The organism is Micromonospora sp. NPDC049900, from assembly GCF_044461025.1.
GTDB lineage: Bacteria > Actinomycetota > Actinomycetes > Mycobacteriales > Micromonosporaceae > Micromonospora.
Genome location: NZ_JBITKM010000004.1, coordinates 188,048 through 204,728 on the forward strand (window position 1 = coordinate 188,048; position 16,681 = coordinate 204,728).

Here is a 16,681-nt window from a genome sequence, read left to right on the forward strand (position 1 = left end):
CCGCGCGCCGGGCCGGGACTCATTCCGCCGTACGGTCCACGCCGAGCGCCGTGCCACCGCCGGCCGCCACCGGCGAACCTGCGGCCCGCGCGGTCAAGGCGACGAGCAGCTCGTCGCCCATCAGCGAGATCGGCGGAGCGCCCATGGTCACCACCACGTCACCGGGACGGGCCCGCCGGGCCACCTCCACCGGCGCGTCCTCCCACGACTCGACGAAAACCTTCTGCGCCGCCGGCAACTCCACCGCCTGGATCAGCGCCGCCGAACCCTCGCCCGGGCCGCGCAGCTCGCCCGGGCCGAAGACCTCCAGCAGCACCAGCTCGTCGGCGATCGCCAGCGCCTCGGCGATCTCCGCCTGTAGGTCCCGGGTGCGGTAGAGCCGGTAGGGCTGGAAGACGACGATCAGCCGTCCCTCCCCGGCCACCTCCCGCAGCGTCTGCAGGGCCAGCGTCATCGAGGTCGGGTGGTAGGCGTACTCGTCGTAGACGAGCACCCCGTCCACCACGCCCTTGCGCTCGAACCGTCGGCGGACGCCGGGGAAGGCCGCCAACGCGGCCTCGGCCGCCGTCAGCGGCAGCTCCAGCAGGTACGTCGCCAGCACCGCCGAGGCGCTGTTGAGCCCCATGTGCCGACCCGGCACCGGCAGCCGGAACTCGCCCAGCGACCGGCCGTCGACGTGGGCCCGGTAGCGCACCCCCTGGGCCGACGACACGATGTCGCTCAACCGCAGGTCGGCGTCGTCGGCCTCGCCGTAGGTGTACACCCGCCGCCCCTCGGCGCGCAGCGTGGCCGCCAGCCGCCGACCGCCCGGGTCGTCGGCGCAGGTGATGACGAAACCCGCCGGGTCGGTGAGCCGGGCGAACTCGGCGAACGCCGCCTCCAGGGTGGCCAGGTCACCGTAGGTGTTCAGGTGATCGGCCTCGACGTTCGTGATGATCGAGACGAACGGCCGGTAGATGAGGAACGAGCGGTCGCTCTCGTCCGCCTCGACCACGAAGTACTCACCGGTGCCGTGGTGCGCCCCGGAGCCGCCCTCGGAGATCTCCCCACCGATCACGAAGGACGGATCGGTGCCGGCCCGCTGGAGCACCATGGTCACCATCGAGGTGGTGGTGGTCTTGCCGTGCGTCCCCGCCACCGCCACCGTGCGCCGGCCGGTCATCGCCGCCGCCAGCGCCTCCGACCGGTGCAGCACCCGCAGCCCCCGCTCCCGCGCCTCGACCATCTCCAGGTGGTCGGCGGGGATGGCCGAGGAGTACACGACCGTGTCCACACCGTCCAGGTTGGTCGCCTCGTGGGTCATGTGGATCGTCCCGCCGAGCGCCCGCAGACCGGCCAGGGACGGCCATTCCCGCAGCTCGCTGCCGGAGACCGGCAACCCCCGGGTGAGGAAGAGCCGGGCCAGGCCACTCATCCCGACGCCACCCACCCCGATCAGGTGGATGTGGCCCAGGTCCTCGGCGGTCAGCGTGCCGGCCGGGCTGAACGTGGTCATCGGGACCAACCTTTCGTTCGGGAATCCGGTCGCTTCACCGGTTCACCGCCTCGTAGACGAAGTTCAGCAGCGCCTCGTCGCCGTCCCGCCGGCCGTACGCGGCGGCGGCGGTGCCCATCGCGTGCAGCCGCTGCGGGTCGCGGACCAGCGGGATCACCGTCCGCTCCAGCCAGTCCGGGGTCAGCTCGGCGTCGTCGACCAGCAGCCCGCCACCGGCCTCCACCACCGGCAGCGCGTTACGCTTCTGCTCCTGGTTGCTGTGCGGGTAGGGCACGTAGATGGTCGGCAGGCCGATCGCGGCCACCTCGGCACAGGTCATCGCCCCGCCCCGGCCCAGCAGCAGATCCGCGGCGGCGTACCCGGCATCCATGTCGGACAGGTACGGCAGGGTCACGTACGGCACCGGCAGGTCGGTCGGGATCGGCACCGGCTCGTTGCGGGCACCCATCACGTGCAGCACCTGGATGCCGTTGCGGGCCAGCTCCTTGGCCGCCCCGGCCACCGCCAGGTTGATCGACCGGGCGCCCTGGGAGCCACCGGCGACGAAGAGCACCGGCAGGTCGGGACGGAGTCCGAAGTGGGCGCGGGCGGCGTTGCGCATGGCGGCGCGGTCCAGCCCGGCGATGGCCCGGCGCAGCGGCACCCCGACCACCCGGGCGTCCCGCAGCGACTCGGCCTGGGCCGGCTGGTGCGGGAAGCCGACCGCCACGTGCTTGGTGAACTTCATGCCCAGCCGGTTGGCCACGCCCGGCGGCACGTTCACCTCGTGGATCACGATCGGCAGTTCCCGCCGCCACGCGGCCAGGTACGCCGGCACCGACACGTACCCGCCGAAGCCGACCACCGCGTCGGCGCGCACCTCGTCGATCACCTTGCCGGCGGCGCGGGCCGCGGTCCACATCCGGCCCGGCGTGCGGACCAGGTTCAGGTTGACCGACCGGGGCAACTGGTAGGCCGGGATGTTGCGCAGGTCGTAGCCGGCCGGCGGGATCAGCTCGTTCTCCAGGCCCTTGGGTGTGCCGAGGCAGGTGATCCGGACGCCGGGGTCGTGTCGGCGAAGGCAGTCGGCGAAGGCCAGCAGCGGGTAGATGTGCCCCCCGGTGCCACCTCCTGCGAGCACCACCGAACGCAGCGGACCCATCAACGTCTCCTCTCGTCCGCCGACCCGCCACGGCCCCGGCTCTCCCGGGTGCCACGCGGTGCGGCCTGGTCGTCCCTGCGCCGCTTGCGTGCCTGGGGTACGGACCCACGGGCAGCCGTCGGCGGCGCCGCGCGGCGGCGCCGGCCGGGAAGCGGCGGCAACGGAGCCCACACTAGTCGGACCCATCGGGCCGGCGGACGGGCATGCAGGGCCCGGGCCGCATCGGGTTCCGCCCGGGCGAATGAGGCCAGCATGCCGACGGCGGCGAGCGTGACGACGAGGGCGCTGCCGCCGTCGGAGATGAACGGCAGCGGCACACCGGTCAGTGGCAGCAGCCCGATCACGCCACCCATGTTGATGAACGCCTGGCCGACCAGCCACGCGGTGGCCCCGGCGGCGGCCAGCCGGCGGAACGGGTCGTCGATCCGGCGGGCGATCCGCAGGCCGGTGTAGGCGAGCACGGCGAACAGCACCACCACCACCGCGCAGCCGACCACGCCGAGTTCCTCGGCGATGACCGCGAAGATGAAGTCGTTCTCGGCCGCCGGCAGCCAGGCCCACTTGGTGCGCCCCTGCCCCAGCCCGGTGCCGAACCAGCCGCCGTTGGCGATGGCGTAGCGGGCCTGGACCATCTGGTAGCAGAGCGCGTCGCGGCAGTCGTCCAGCGGCGGCGGGTTGAAGAAGACGGTGAGCCGCGCCAGCCGGTAGTTCTCCTCGCCACGGACGCCGGAGCCGGCGCCGAGCGAGGCCACCGCGACCAGCAGTCCGATGCCGGCCAGACCGATCGCGCCGAGCGCGGCGAAGATCCGCAACCGCACCCCGGCCGCCCAGAGCAGACCGACCACCAGGGCCAGCAGGCAGAGCATGCTGCCCAGGTCGTTGTAGCCGACCAGGACGAACATCAGGGCCACCACCGGGAACAGCGGGGTGGCCAGCTCCCGCCACCAGCCCAGCGCCGCGCCCTTGCGGGCCAGCACGTACGCCCCCCACAGCACCAGGGCGAACTTCGCCAGCTCGGAGGGTTGCAGGCCGAACCCGAACACGTACAGCCAGAGCAGGTCGGCCTCCAGCGGGCCGATCCGGGGATCGCCGTCGGTCAGCCGCCCGTACGCCTCCAGCAGGTTCAGCACCACCAGCAGTGCCACCGAGACGGCCAGCGCCGGGCGACCCAGCGACCGGTAGGTGCTGGCGGGCAGCCGCTGGCAGGCCCAGAACACCACGATGCCGATCACCGCGAAGATCGCCTGCCTGGTCAGCGACGTCGAGGCGCTGCCGCCCTGCGCGTAGTCGCGCACGCTGGTGGCCGAGAAGACCATGGTCAGGCCGATCAGCAGCAGCAGTCCGGCGCTGGCGAGCAGCAGGTGGTAGGAGGCCAGCGGCCGGGACAGCAGGCCACGCAGCGCGGCCAACCCGCCCACCGCGTCCAGGCCCCGCCACGGCCCACCACCCGGTGCCGCGCCGGCCGTACCCGATCCACCGGTACGACCGGTACCCGATCCGGCGTTCGCGCGCGTGCCGCCGGTCGCTCCCGGTCCACCCGGCCGCGCCACCTCCTCGGTCCCGACCGCCACGGACGTCCCCCCGGCGGGCCCTACCCGGGACGACCGCCGGGCAGGCCGCGCGCCGTCGTCTTCTCGCACCTCCCCCACAGCGCCATCATCGCCGCTCCGGGGACCTGACACCGGCGGTACCGGCCGGTCGGCGTGTCGAACTTGCGTTCAGCCACATTCCGCCGCCTCCCGATCACCCTCCGACACCCCCGCCCCGCCGTCCCCACCCGCCCAGCCCCCGCGATCATGGAGTGGTGGCTGGCGAAGAGTCCCGGTACGGGGCTTTCGTCCGTGCCACCACTCCATGATCGCCGAGGCGGTGGAGCGTGGGGGCGGATGCGGTGGGGTCAGCCCATGTTGGCCAGGAAGTCGCTGTAGAAGAGGCCGAGGGCGATGGCCACACCGATGCCGGCGATGATCCAGAAGCGGACCACGATGTTGACCTCGCTCCAGCCGGCGAGCTCGAAGTGGTGTTGCAGCGGCGACATCCGGAAGACCCGCTTGCCGGTGGTCTTGAAGGAGATGATCTGGATCACCACGGACATCGTGATGATCACGAACAGGCCACCGATGATCGGGAGCAGCAGCACCGTCCGGGTGGACATCGCCATGCCGGCGATCAGGCCGCCCAGGCCGAGCGCGCCGGTGTCGCCCATGAAGATCCGGGCCGGCGAGGTGTTCCACCAGAGGAAGCCGACACAGGCACCGGCGGCGGCACCGGCGATCAACGCGATCTCCAGCGGGTCCCGGACCGCGTAGCAGTAGTTGTTCGGGTTGGCGGTGTACGACGGGTCGGCGCACCAGTGCCGGTACTGCCAGAACGCGATCACCGCGTACGCGCCGAGCACCATCACCGAGGCACCGGTGGCCAGACCGTCGAGGCCGTCGGTGAGGTTCACGCCGTTGGTCGCCGCCATCACCACGAAGATGAAGATGATCACCGCGCCGATCTTGGTGACGTCCAGCGCCGGGATGTCCCGGATGAAGCTGAGCGTCGTGCTGCCGACGGTCTCGGTGTTGGTCACCTCCCCGCTGGAGTCGGTCATGGTGGACGGGAAGTAGAGCGCCACCACCCCGAACAGCGCACCGACCAGGATCTGGCCGAGCAGCTTGCCCCGCGCGCTCAACCCGCCGCTGTGCCGCTTACGCACCTTGAGGAAGTCGTCGACGAAGCCGACCGCACCGCAGAAGACCATCAGACCCAGCAGCACCAGCGCGGTGATCGTCGGCTCGACCTGGGCGATCTGCGCGTCCGGCAGGGTGGTCAGGGCCAGGTGCCCGGCCACGTACGCAATGACGGTGGCCAGGATGAACACCACCCCGCCCATGGTCGGGGTGCCCTTCTTGCCCTGGTGCATCTGCGGGCCCTCGGCCCGGATCGGCTGCCCGGCCTTCAGCCGGGTGAACACCTTGATCGCGATCGGGGTGCAGAACAGCGAGACGAGGAAGGCCACCCCGATGGCCACGATGACCGCTCTCACGAAGCGTCACCCTCGCCGTCTGCGGCCGCCTCGACGCGCAGCGCGTCGGCCACCTCCCAGGTCCGGTACCGGGAGCCCTTCACCAGGACGACATCGCCCGGTCGTAGCTCGCTGCGCAGCACCTCGACGGCCGCCGCCTGATCGGTGAGCAACACCGACTCTCCTCCCCAGTCACCTACCGATGTCGCCCCGTGGTGAATCGGCGCCGCGGCCTCACCGACCACCAGCAGCCGGGCGACGCCCAGCTCGGCCGCGAGACGGCCCATGTCGGCGTGCCCCTGCGTCTCGAAGTCACCCAGCTCGGCCATGTAGCCGAGCACGGCGACGGTCCGCCTCCCGGTGCCGATGCCGGCGAGCGCGCGCAGCGCCACCGCCATCGACGCCGGATTGGCGTTGTACGAGTCGTCGATCACGGTCACCCCGTCGGTGCGTTCGAAGACGTCCATCCGACGGGTGGAGACCAAGCCGAGCGCGCCCAGCGCGACGGCCAGCTCGGTCAGCGGCATGCCCAGTTCCCGGGCCACCGCCGCGGCGGCCAGGCTGTTGGAGACCTGGTGCCGCCCGGCGAGCCCGAGCCGCACCGGCGCGTCCCCCTCCGGCGTCACCAGGGTGTACGCCGGTCGGCCACGCTCGTCCAGCGTCACGTCCTCGGCCCGGATGTCGGCGTGCGCCGCCTCGCCGTACCGGACCACCCGGGCCACGGTGCGGCTCGCCATCGCGTCGACCAGCGGGTCGTCGGCGTTGAGCACCGCCAGACCGTCGGCCGACAGCGCCTCCACCAGTTCGCCCTTGGCCACCGCGATGTTCTCCTGCGAACCGAACTCCCCGATGTGTGACACCCCGACGTTGAGCACCACGGAGATGCGCGGCGGCGCCACCTCGCAGAGGTAGCGCACGTGGCCGATGCCCCGCGCGCCCTTCTCCATCACCAGGTAGCGGGTCGTCGGCCCGGCCTGCAACGCGGTGTACGGGTGCCCCAGCTCGTTGTTGAACGAGCCGGGCGGCGCCACCGTCTCCCCGAGTCGGGCGGTGAGCTGGGCGATCAGATCCTTGGTGGTGGTCTTGCCGGAGGAACCGGTCAGCCCGATCACGGTCAGCTCCGGCAGCCGGTCGACCACCGCCCGGGCCAGCCGGCCCATCGCGGTCAGCGCGTCGGCGACCACGATCATCGGTACGCCGGGCACCTCGCGGGTGCCCAGCACCGCCACCGCGCCGCTTTCCACGGCCCCCGCCGCGTAGTCGTGCCCGTCGACCTTCTCCCCGTCGAACGCGACGAAGAGTCCACCGGCGACGACCTTGCGCGAGTCGAACTCGACACTGCCGGTGACCTGTGCGGCGGGGTCGGCGTCGACCAGCCGACCGTCGACGGCCGAGGCGATCTCGGCCAGGCGCAGCGCGATCACCGCTGGCCCGCCAGGTCCCCGAAACGGGCCCGGAGCGCGTCGGCGAGCTCCGTCCGGTCGTCGAACGGGTGCGTCTCGCCCGCGATCTCCTGGCCGCGTTCGTGGCCCTTGCCCAACAGTGCCACCACGTCCTGCGGCTCGGCCAGCCGGACCGCCTCGTCGATCGCCGCGCGACGCCCGGCCACCTCGATGATCCGAGCCGCCGCACCGGCCTGGTAGGCACCGGCGAGCACCTCGGCGCGGATCGCCGACGGCTCCTCGGTGCGCGGGTTGTCGTCGGTCACCACGACCACGTCGGCTCCCTCCGCGGCAGCGGCACCCATCAGGGGCCGCTTGCCCCGATCCCGGTCGCCGCCCGCACCGATCACGCAGATCAGTCGGCCGGCGCTGAGTTCGCGCAGTGCGGCCAACGCGGCCACCACGGCGTCGGTCTTGTGCGCGTAGTCGACCACCCCGCGTACCCCGCCGGCCACGCCCACCGACTCCAACCGCCCGGGTACGCCACCGCAGGCGGCCACCCCCTCGGCGGCGGTCGCCGGGTCGACTCCGGCGGCGACCAGCGCGGCGATGGCCAGCAGGGCGTTCGCCACGTTGTGCCGGCCGGGCAGCGCCACCCCGGCGGGCAGCGTCAACCCGTCCGGGCCGTGCGCGGTGAAACGCTGGGCGTACCCGTCGCCGTCGATCTTGTCGGCCCACCAGGTGGCGGTCGGGTCACCGGCCGCCGAGTAGCTGACCGTGGCCGGTCGGAACAGCGGCTCCAGCGCCGGGTCGTCGCGGTTGAGCACCTCCACCGCGCAGCGCCCGTCGAACAGCCGCGCCTTGGCCGCGAAGTAGTCCTCGGCGTCGGCGTGGAAGTCCAGGTGGTCGGAGCCGAAGTTGGTCCAGCCGCCCACCCGGAATCGCACCCCGCCGACCCGGCCCATCGCCAGCGCGTGGCTGGAGACCTCCATGACCACTGCGGTGACGCCCCGCTCACGGGCGGCGGCGAGCATCGCGTGCAGGTCGGTGGCCTCCGGCGTGGTCCGCACGCTGTCCACCACCAGGTCGCCCAGGCGCGTCTCGACGGTGCCGATCAGGCCGGTGGTGTGGCCGGCGGCACGTAGCCCGGACTCGACGAGGTAGGCGGTGGAGGTCTTCCCGGCGGTGCCGGTGACTCCGATCGTCAGCAGGTGCGCGGTCGGGTCGCCGTAGATCGTCGAGGCGACCGGGCCCAGCACCGCGCGCGGGTCGTCGACCACCAGGACCGGCAGTCCGGTGCCGGCGGCCGACTCGGCACCGGCCGGGTCGGTCAGCACCGCGACCGCGCCGGCCTGGGCCGCACCGGCGGCGAACTCCGCGCCGTGCCGGCGCGCGCCGGGCAGGGCCGCGTACAGGTCGCCGGGTCGGACCTCCTGACTGGCGTGGGTCACCCCGGTCACCAACGGATCGGCGCTGGTGGAGGGCGCCACGGTGAGCAGGGCGGCTAGGTCACCGAGCCGGATTCCGGTCACGGTACGGGGACGAGGATTGCCGCGCACGGCGTCAGACCCTACCCGGTCGCCCGGGCCCGGCCGCACGGCGCGCCTGAATCTCCGCCGCACGAAGTCGAACCGCAGGTGGCAGCCGGTGCACCCGACAGGCGTACCGCCGTCGGCGCGCCTGAGCGCGCGGTCACCGGGTGCCCGGCCACCGCAGCGGGCGCGATCCGGACGACGTCGTCACCGGACGACCATTTCGAGGCGGGCGGATTCGGAAAGACGACGCACCCGGGCACGGTCGCCGCAAAAACACCGGAAAACAGGTCGACGAATGTGCGTACGTCAATTCCTCGGGTCACCGGTGGCGGTGCCGGCGACCCGAGGAATTGACGACGACGACAGTTACGGGAATACGGTGAACTTCGGCGCCGGATCGCTCGACGGCGGCACCCGGAAATGCCGCAGCGCGAAGGTCATCATTTCCTTGAAAGCCGGTGCCGCGACCCTGCCGCCGCCACCACTCGGGCTGTGCACGAACACCGCGATCACGTACTGCGGATTGTCCGCCGGCGCCATCCCGATGAACGAGGCGACCTCGCCGGGCTGTTTCTTCCCCTCGACCAGCCGCCACCCGGTGCCGGTCTTGCCCGCCACCCGGTAACCGGGCACCGCCGCCGCCAGGCCGGTGGCGTTGTCGACGGTGGTGACCGCCTCCAGGATGGTGCGCAGCGCGGCGGCGTTGTCCGGGCTGAGCACCTGACGGGTCGTCGGCGCCTCGGCCGGTGTCGGCTTCCCGTCCGGCCCGATCGTCTCCTTGACCAGCCTCGGCTGCACGTACGTGCCGTCGTTGGCGATGGCGGCGTACGCGGCGGCCATCTGCAACGGGGTGGCGTCCACGCTGTGCCCGATCGGCACCGAGCCGTGCGACGACTCGCTCCACTCCTGCACCGGCAGCAGCCGCCCACCCGCCTCGCCCGGCATCCCGACACCGGTCGGCTTGCCGAGCCCGAACCGCTGCTGGTAGTCGAGCAGCCGCTCCGGGCCGAGCTGGTCGGCGATCTGGATGGTGCCGACGTTGGAGGAGTGGGCCATCATCCCGGCCACGCTCATCCGCCTCCCGTTCGCCGGGAACGTGTCCCGGAACCACGTGTCGCCCTTGCGGATTCCGTTGGCGACCGGGAAGACGGTGTCCTTGGTGATGACGCCCTCCTGCAACGCCGCCCCGAACGTGATCGCCTTGTGCACCGAACCCGGGTCGACGATGAAGCTGGTGGCCGCGTCCTCCCGGTCGGTGGGGTCACTCGACTGCGGTTTCGCCGCGTTGTAGGTGGGATGGCTGGCCTGGGCCAGCACCTCCCCGGTACGTGCGTGGAGCACCACCGCGGCACCCGTGCTGCCCTGCACCGCCTTCATCCGCTCGCTGAGGATCCGCTGCACCGTGTACTGCAGGTCCCGGTCGATGGTGAGCACGATCGAGCTGCCCGGCTTGGCCTTGGTGGTGCGGCTGTAGCCACCGGGGATGGGCGCGGCCAACGCACCCAGGCCGACCTCGAAGACACGCTGCCCGTCCTCGCCGTGCAGCAGGTCGTCGTAGCGCGCCTCCAGTCCCTCCAGCCCGACCATGTCCAGGCTGGTGAAACCGATCAGGTTGGCGGCCAGGTCACCGCCGGGGACCTCGCGCCGCTCGTCGCGGTGCACCGCGATGCCCGGCAGAGCCAACTCCATGATCTCCCGGGCCCGGGCCACGGTGACCCCACGCGCCAGGTATTCGAACTGCGAGTCGACGCCGCTGATCCGCTTGCGCGGCTTCATCTTCTCGGCCAACTCCGAGGCGGGCATGCCGAGCAGCGGGGAGAGCGTCTGCGCGGTCGCCGTGATGTCCTTGATCCGGGTCGGGTCGGCGTACACGTAGCGGGCCTCGACGCTGTGCGCCAGGGCCGCGCCGTCCCGGTCGAAGATCGCTCCGCGCGGCGCGGGCAGCGGCACGGTCCGCAGCCGGTCGGCCATGCCGCCGTCGGCGTACGCCGGAGTGTCGACGGCCTGGAGCACGACGAGCCGCACGCCGATGGCGACGAAGAGGGCCAGGGCCAGCGCGGTGCCCAGCCGCAGCCGACGTCCCGGGTCGGCGAGCCGGGGCGGACGCGGTGCCTTGCGGCCCGGTCGGCGCGCGGCCGGACGGTCACCCCGGCGCGGTTCCCGGCCGCCGACGCGACGTCGGGGCGTCCCGGCCGGTGCCTCACCCCGGGGGGTGCGGTCGGTGACGGTCCGGACCACGGTGGTCCGGCCGGCGGTGGCCTCCCGCCGAGGTACGGCTGCCGCCCGGGTGCCGCCCCGGGTGGCGGCGGACCGCCCACCGTCGAGCACCTGCAACGCCGGCCGGAACGGGTCCTGGGTCCGGCTGGTACGCGGGTCGCGTCGTTGCTCGGCCCGACCGCCGCCGTCGCGGACGGTGCGCCCCCGGGGGGTGTACGCACGGGCGTCGGAGATGCCGCCGATACCCGGCTCGCCGCCGCGCTCGTCCGGCGTACCCCCATTACGGGAAGAACCGCGCCGGGAGCCTGTGGCGTCCCGGCGCGGTTCGTCTGATCTCGAGGGCACGGCCTACCCCTCCGAGCCCTGCTGGCTGGTGATCGACACCTGACCGCTGGCCGGCTGCGGCACGCCGATCATCTTGCCGTCCGGCAGCCGGATGTACGCCAGCTCACCCGACTCGACCAGCCCCAGACGGCGGGCCTGCGCCTCCAGGTTGCCCGGCGACTCCGACTCGGCGATCTGCTTCTTGAGCTGCTGCTGCTCCACGTCGAGCTTGGCCTGCTGCTGCTGGAGTTCGTCGAGCCGGAACGCGTTCTCGTTGATCTTCGTGTTGACGGCCAGGATGCCGAGCACTCCGCCGACGACGAGCACCACCACGAGCGCCGCGAACGGCGCCCGGGGCACCCGCACCGGCGGCGGCGGGGCGACCCGCAGCCGCGGTGACTCGGCCCGCTCCGGCTTGCCGACACTCGGCCGCTCCACCGGACGCAGTGCGGCGCTGCCCTGGACGGGAAACTCGCGCGCCCCCCGGGCGCGAGTGTCGTCCAGCCGGCTCACCCGGTCCTGCCGCCGGGTGTCGTTCCCGGCCACTCGGGTCCGCTCCGCCGCGATCCGGCCCCCCGACCGCGGTGTGCGCTGCCCGACGCCGGCGACGTCCCGGCGCTTGCTCACATTCATATTCCCTCCCCCTCTTCGTCCGTGTCCCCCGGCGTCCGCCGCGGTCCCCCTCCGGTTTCCGCGGCCGACCCCGTCCCCGGTTGGTGCATCGCCTTGACCCGGCGCCGGTACCGTTCGCGGTCGGTACGCCCCTGGTGCCGGGCCTGCGGGTCGATCCGTTCCGCCGCCCGCAGCCGCACCGATGCGGCGCGCGGGTTGGCGGCGACCTCCCCCTCCCCGGGCAGCTCCGCGCCCCGGCTGAGCAGCCGGAACGTCGGCTCCGACCCGGGCAGTTCGACCGGGAGGTCGACCGGGCCCGTACTGCGGACCCGGTCGGCGAGCGCCTGCTTGGTGAGCCTGTCCTCCAACGAGTGGTAGGACAGGACCACCATGCGACCGCTGACGGAAAGCTTGTCCAGAGCGGCCGGCAGCGCCGTCTCCAGCACTGCCAGTTCTCTGTTTACCTCGATCCGTAAAGCCTGAAACGTTCTCTTTGCCGGGTGTCCCCCGGTTCGCCGCGCCGGTGCCGGGATCGACTCCCGCACCAACTCGGCCAGTCGCGCCGACGAGGTGATCCGGCCCCGGTCCCGTTCCCGGATGATCGCCGAGGCGATCCGTCCGGCGAACTTCTCCTCGCCGTACACCCGCAGCACCCGGGCCAGATCCGGATGCGAGTAGGTGTTGACCACCTCCTCGGCGGTCACCCCCCGGGTCTGGTCCATCCGCATGTCCAGCGGCGCGTCCTGTGCGTACGCGAACCCGCGGTCGGGCGCGTCGAGTTGCAGTGAGGAGACACCGAGGTCGAACAGCACACCGTCCACGGACGGGTACCCCAACCGGTCCAGCACGTCGGGCAACTCGTCGTAGACCGCGTGTTCCAGGTGGATGCGGTCGGCGAACCGGGCCAGCCGCACCCGTGCGTGTGCGAGTGCCTCGGTGTCGCGGTCCAGACCCACCAGGATCGTCTCCGGATGTGCCTGCAACACCGCCTCGGCGTGCCCGGCCAGACCGAGCGTCGCGTCGACGTGGACCGTACGGCCGCCTCGACCCAGCGCGGGGGCGAGCAGCTCGAGACACCGCTCGAGCAGCACCGGCACATGCGTGCCGCGTAGCTCCCCCATGTCGACCCCCACTGGTTGAACCGGTCTCGTTCTCGCGTCCTGCTCGTCGGACGACGCCGTGCCGTCGTACCGCCAGATCCCCATCCGCTCTCGACCCGTACGCCGGACCCCGTGGTCCTGCGTGCGGATCGTGTGCCTGGCACCGGGGAAGGGATGCCAGGAGCTCGAAAGCGGCTGGAGATCTCGCAGTACGTCGGGCGTCGCCACGCCCTCACAGACCGCCTGGCAGCACCCCCTCCTCGATGTCGGCGAAGTCGTCTTCGCTCTCGGCGAGGTAGGTCTCCCAGGCGACCTTGTCCCAGATCTCCACCCGGGTGCTCGCACCGATGACCACCAGGTCCCGGTCGAGCCCCGCGTAGCTGCGCAGGTGTGCCGGGATGGTCACCCGGCCCTGCTTGTCGGGTATCTCGTCGTGCGCGCTGGCGAAGAAGACACGGCTGTAGGCCCGGGCCGCCTTGTGCGTCATCGGCTGCGCGCGCAACTGATCCGCGATGTGCTGGAACTCAGGCGTCGGAAAGACGTAGAGGCAGCGCTCCTGCCCTTTGGTGATCACGACACCCCCCGCCAGCTCATCCCGGAACTTCGCCGGAAGGATCAACCGGCCTTTGTCGTCCAGGCGCGGAGTGTGGGTGCCGAGAAACATCGGCCCAACCCCCTCGCCCTTAACGGCGTTCGCGCGCCGTTGACCCCCCGGGCCGGTGGGCCCCTCCCGGCCCCACCAATGCGCCCCACTCTACTCCACTTCCCTCCACCCGCAACCAGAATCGCCCGCGTGGCGCGCCGCTGCGCGCCACAAAACCGCACGTCAGCCGGGGTGGAGCGGAGTGGAGGGCGGCGGGGCGCCGGACGGGGTCCGCTATCCGACATAGATCCATTAGGGCCGGACCGGAGGCCCACCACCCCACTCACCGACGAAGTGGACAGAACGGAACACCGTCGGCGGCGATCTGAGGGGTGGTCTGGTCCGGTAACCTCGCTCGCGTGACGGACGCGAAGATGCCCCTACGGGCGAAGGTGGCCAGCTCCGTGTCACGGACCGCCGCAGCCCTGTCGCGGGCTGCGGGCCGTGGCGACGGCTCGGTGATCGGTGGCTGGATCGGCCTCAAGATCGACCCGGACCTGCTGGCGCACCTCTCTGCCGGACGGGCCATCGCGCTGGTCTCCGGCACCAACGGCAAGACCACCACCACCCGGCTGGCCGCCGCCGCCGTCGGCGTGCTCGGCAGGGTGGCCACCAACTCCTTCGGCGCCAACATGCCCACCGGGCACACCTCCGCCCTGGCCAAGGCGGGCAGCACCCCGTACGCCGTGCTGGAGGTCGACGAGCACTACCTCGCGCAGGTGATCGAGGCGACCGAGCCGCACGTGGTGGCGCTGCTCAACCTCTCCCGTGACCAGCTCGACCGGGCCAAGGAGGTCGCCATGATGGCGCAGCTCTGGCGCGCGGCCCTGGTCCGGCACCCGGACATCCGCATCGTGGCCAACGCCGACGACCCGATGGTGGTCTGGGCGGCCACCCCGCCGGCCGCCCACGACCAGCGGATCACCCCACCGCACGTCACCTGGTTCTCCGCCGGTCAGCGCTGGCACGACGACTCGTGGGTCTGCCCCGAGTGCGGCTCGACCATCCAGCGCTCCGGCGAGCAGTGGTGGTGCAGCGGCTGCCCGCTGCGCCGACCGCAGCCGCAGTGGACGGTCGACGACGAAGGCGTCCTCGACCCCACCGGCGCGTGGTACAAGGTGAAGCTCCAGCTCCCCGGCAAGGTCAACATCGGCAACGCGGCCACCGCCCTGGCCCTCGCCGCCGAGTTCGGCGTACGCCCGTTCGACGCGGTCCCCCGCCTCGGCGACGTCACCTCGGTCGCCGGTCGGTACGCGCAGGTGGAGCGGGACGGTCGGCTGGTCCGGCTGCTGCTGGCAAAGAACCCGGCCAGTTGGCTGGAGGCGTTCGACATGGCCGAGCACGCCCCGACACTGCTCTCCATCAACGCCCGCGACCCCGACGGGCTGGACACCTCCTGGCTCTTCGACGTCGACTTCGCCCCACTACGCGGACGTCAGGTGCTCATCACCGGCGACCGGGCGTACGACCTGGCGGTCCGGCTGGACGTCAACGGCGTGCCGTTCCAGCACGTACGCACCTTCGACGACGCCCTCCGCGCGGTGCCGCCGGGGCGACTGGAGGTCATCGCGAACTACACCGCCTTCCAGGACATCCGAGCGGAGTTGGACCGTGTCAACTGAGACCCTGCGCATCGTCTGGATCTACCCCGACCTGCTCTCCACCTACGGCGACCGGGGCAACATGCTGATCCTGGCCCGGCGGGCGCAGCAGCGCGGCTTCCCGATCGAGGTGCTGGAGGTCCGCTCCGACCAGCAGATGCCCACCACCGCCGACATCTACCTCATCGGCGGCGGCGAGGACGGTCCGCAGGCGCTCGGCGCCCAGCGGCTGCTCACCGACGGCGGTCTGCACCGGGCCGTCGCCCAGGGCTCGGTGGTCTTCGGCGTCTGCGCCGGATACCAACTGCTCGGCACCTCGTTCTTCGCCAAGGGCACCCAGTACCGCGGCCTGGAACTGCTCGACCTCTCCTCGGACCGGGGCGAGACCCGGGCCGTCGGCGAACTCGCCGGTGACATCGACGCCCGGCTGGGCCTGCCCCCGTTGACCGGCTTCGAGAACCACGGCGGTCGCACCCGCCTCGGTGCCGAGGTCTCCCCGCTGGCCCGGGTCACCGCCGGGGTCGGCAACGACGGCACCACCGAGGGGGCGTGGCGCGGCAAGCTGCTCGGCACGTACTCGCACGGTCCCGCCTTGGCACGCAACCCGGCCCTGGCCGACCTGCTGCTGCGCTGGGCCACCGGCGCGCAGCAGCTCCCGCCGCTCGACGACACCTGGGCCGATCGGCTGCGGGCCGAACGCCGGGCCGCGGTGACCGCCGCCCGGGCATGATCGCGGCCGGCCGGCGGCTCGCGCGGTACTGGCGATCGGTGCAGCCGGTCGCCACCACACCGTCGGCCGTCCGGTTCGGCCTGCTGCTGCTCCTGATCGCCGGGTTCGGGGTGACCCTGGTGCTGGTGCCCCACCCCGACCCGACGGCACTGCCGCAGTTCGGCGACCGGCTGGGCGGCCTCGCCCCGGTAGCCGGCGTCCTCGGCGGCGCGCTGCTGCTGGTGGCCCTGGTCCCCCGCACCTTCATCACGCTCGCCGCGGGCGCGGTCTTCGGCGCGCTGGAGGGTGCTGCGTACGCGCTGGGCGCGGCCCTGCTGGCGGCGGCGATCGGCTTCTCCGTGGGCCGGATACTCGGGCGGGAGTTCGTCGCCGAACGGGTCCGGGGCCGGCTGGCCCGACTGGACCGCTGGTTCACCCGGCAGAGCGTGCTCGGCGTGATCACCGTACGACTGCTGCCGATCTCCGGATACGGCCTGGTCAGCTACGGCTACGGCACCACCGGCGCGCGGATCCTGCCGTTCCTGGTCGGCAGCGTGATCGCCTCCGCCCCGTCGGCGTTCGGCTACGCCGCGGTCGGTGCCGCCGTCACCAGCCCCAACGAGATCAACTGGCTCGCCGCCACCCCCGCCGCGCTCGGCTTCATCGCCAGCGCGGTGCTGCTCACCCGCTGGTGGCTCGCCGAACGCCGACGCCGCACCACAGAGCGCCGCCCACCCTCTCCCACCCCGCCCCCGCCCCCGCCTGCTCCCTGACGCCCCCCGCACGGCATGATCCCGCTCGATCCTGGATCGAGTGGCCTGCGTGCCGCGACGAGACCACTCGATCCAGGATCGAGCACGACCTTGCGACGAGTCGCGGCACCCTGGGTCCTCGGACGAGGCGGGCCAGGTC

Annotated in this window: 13 protein-coding genes; 3 read left to right on the forward strand and 10 right to left on the reverse strand. The window is 72.5% G+C overall.

Annotation, left to right across the window (positions count from 1 at the left end; translation table 11 throughout):
* Nucleotides 1–19: 19 nt before the first annotated feature.
* The 10 genes from murC to mraZ all read right to left on the reverse strand — a co-directional run bounded on the left by murC (nt 20) and on the right by mraZ (nt 13,480).
* A complete protein-coding gene (gene murC, locus ACIBMZ_RS12545) occupies nt 20–1,495 on the reverse strand; it encodes a UDP-N-acetylmuramate--L-alanine ligase (RefSeq protein WP_396693040.1) in 1,476 nt (491 codons plus the stop codon).
* 34 nt (nt 1,496–1,529) lie between these two features.
* Nucleotides 1,530–2,636, reverse strand: a complete 1,107-nt coding sequence (murG, locus tag ACIBMZ_RS12550; RefSeq protein ID WP_396693042.1) for an undecaprenyldiphospho-muramoylpentapeptide beta-N-acetylglucosaminyltransferase — start codon at nt 2,634–2,636, stop codon at nt 1,530–1,532.
* Complete coding sequence (locus ACIBMZ_RS12555) at nt 2,636–4,045, reverse strand: FtsW/RodA/SpoVE family cell cycle protein (RefSeq protein WP_396693513.1); 1,410 nt, start codon at nt 4,043–4,045, stop codon at nt 2,636–2,638. Before ACIBMZ_RS12555 ends, murG begins: the two co-directional genes overlap by 1 nt.
* Nucleotides 4,046–4,533: 488 nt before the next feature.
* Nucleotides 4,534–5,667 (reverse strand): phospho-N-acetylmuramoyl-pentapeptide-transferase, encoded by a 1,134-nt coding sequence (mraY, locus tag ACIBMZ_RS12560; RefSeq protein ID WP_396693044.1) that lies wholly within the window; start codon nt 5,665–5,667, stop codon nt 4,534–4,536.
* On the reverse strand, nt 5,664–7,070 hold the full coding sequence (murF, locus tag ACIBMZ_RS12565; RefSeq protein ID WP_396693046.1) for a UDP-N-acetylmuramoyl-tripeptide--D-alanyl-D-alanine ligase: 1,407 nt from the start codon (nt 7,068–7,070) through the stop codon (nt 5,664–5,666). The genes mraY and murF overlap by 4 nt, the downstream gene beginning before the upstream one ends.
* A complete protein-coding gene (locus tag ACIBMZ_RS12570) occupies nt 7,067–8,626 on the reverse strand; it encodes a UDP-N-acetylmuramoyl-L-alanyl-D-glutamate--2,6-diaminopimelate ligase (RefSeq protein WP_396693048.1) in 1,560 nt (519 codons plus the stop codon). The genes murF and ACIBMZ_RS12570 overlap by 4 nt, the downstream gene beginning before the upstream one ends.
* Nucleotides 8,627–8,929: 303 nt before the next feature.
* A complete protein-coding gene (locus tag ACIBMZ_RS12575; protein ID WP_396693050.1) occupies nt 8,930–11,125 on the reverse strand; it encodes a penicillin-binding transpeptidase domain-containing protein in 2,196 nt (731 codons plus the stop codon).
* A gap of 3 nt (nt 11,126–11,128) precedes the next feature.
* Nucleotides 11,129–11,737, reverse strand: a complete 609-nt coding sequence (locus ACIBMZ_RS12580) for a septum formation initiator family protein (protein ID WP_396693052.1) — start codon at nt 11,735–11,737, stop codon at nt 11,129–11,131.
* Nucleotides 11,734–12,837, reverse strand: a complete 1,104-nt coding sequence (gene rsmH / locus ACIBMZ_RS12585; protein WP_396693054.1) for a 16S rRNA (cytosine(1402)-N(4))-methyltransferase RsmH — start codon at nt 12,835–12,837, stop codon at nt 11,734–11,736. Before rsmH ends, ACIBMZ_RS12580 begins: the two co-directional genes overlap by 4 nt.
* A gap of 211 nt (nt 12,838–13,048) precedes the next feature.
* On the reverse strand, nt 13,049–13,480 hold the full coding sequence (mraZ, locus tag ACIBMZ_RS12590; protein ID WP_396693056.1) for a division/cell wall cluster transcriptional repressor MraZ: 432 nt from the start codon (nt 13,478–13,480) through the stop codon (nt 13,049–13,051).
* Nucleotides 13,481–13,833: 353 nt separating this feature from the next.
* Between mraZ and ACIBMZ_RS12595 the strand changes: the two genes are divergently transcribed.
* The 3 genes from ACIBMZ_RS12595 to ACIBMZ_RS12605 are packed head-to-tail and all read left to right on the forward strand — an operon-like array spanning nt 13,834 to nt 16,542.
* A complete protein-coding gene (locus ACIBMZ_RS12595; protein ID WP_396693515.1) occupies nt 13,834–15,081 on the forward strand; it encodes a MurT ligase domain-containing protein in 1,248 nt (415 codons plus the stop codon).
* Complete coding sequence (locus tag ACIBMZ_RS12600; protein ID WP_396693058.1) at nt 15,071–15,790, forward strand: type 1 glutamine amidotransferase; 720 nt, start codon at nt 15,071–15,073, stop codon at nt 15,788–15,790. The genes ACIBMZ_RS12595 and ACIBMZ_RS12600 overlap by 11 nt, the downstream gene beginning before the upstream one ends.
* Entirely contained in the window at nt 15,787–16,542 is a 756-nt protein-coding gene (locus ACIBMZ_RS12605) for a TVP38/TMEM64 family protein (protein WP_396693060.1), read from the forward strand. The genes ACIBMZ_RS12600 and ACIBMZ_RS12605 overlap by 4 nt, the downstream gene beginning before the upstream one ends.
* Nucleotides 16,543–16,681 lie beyond the last annotated feature (139 nt).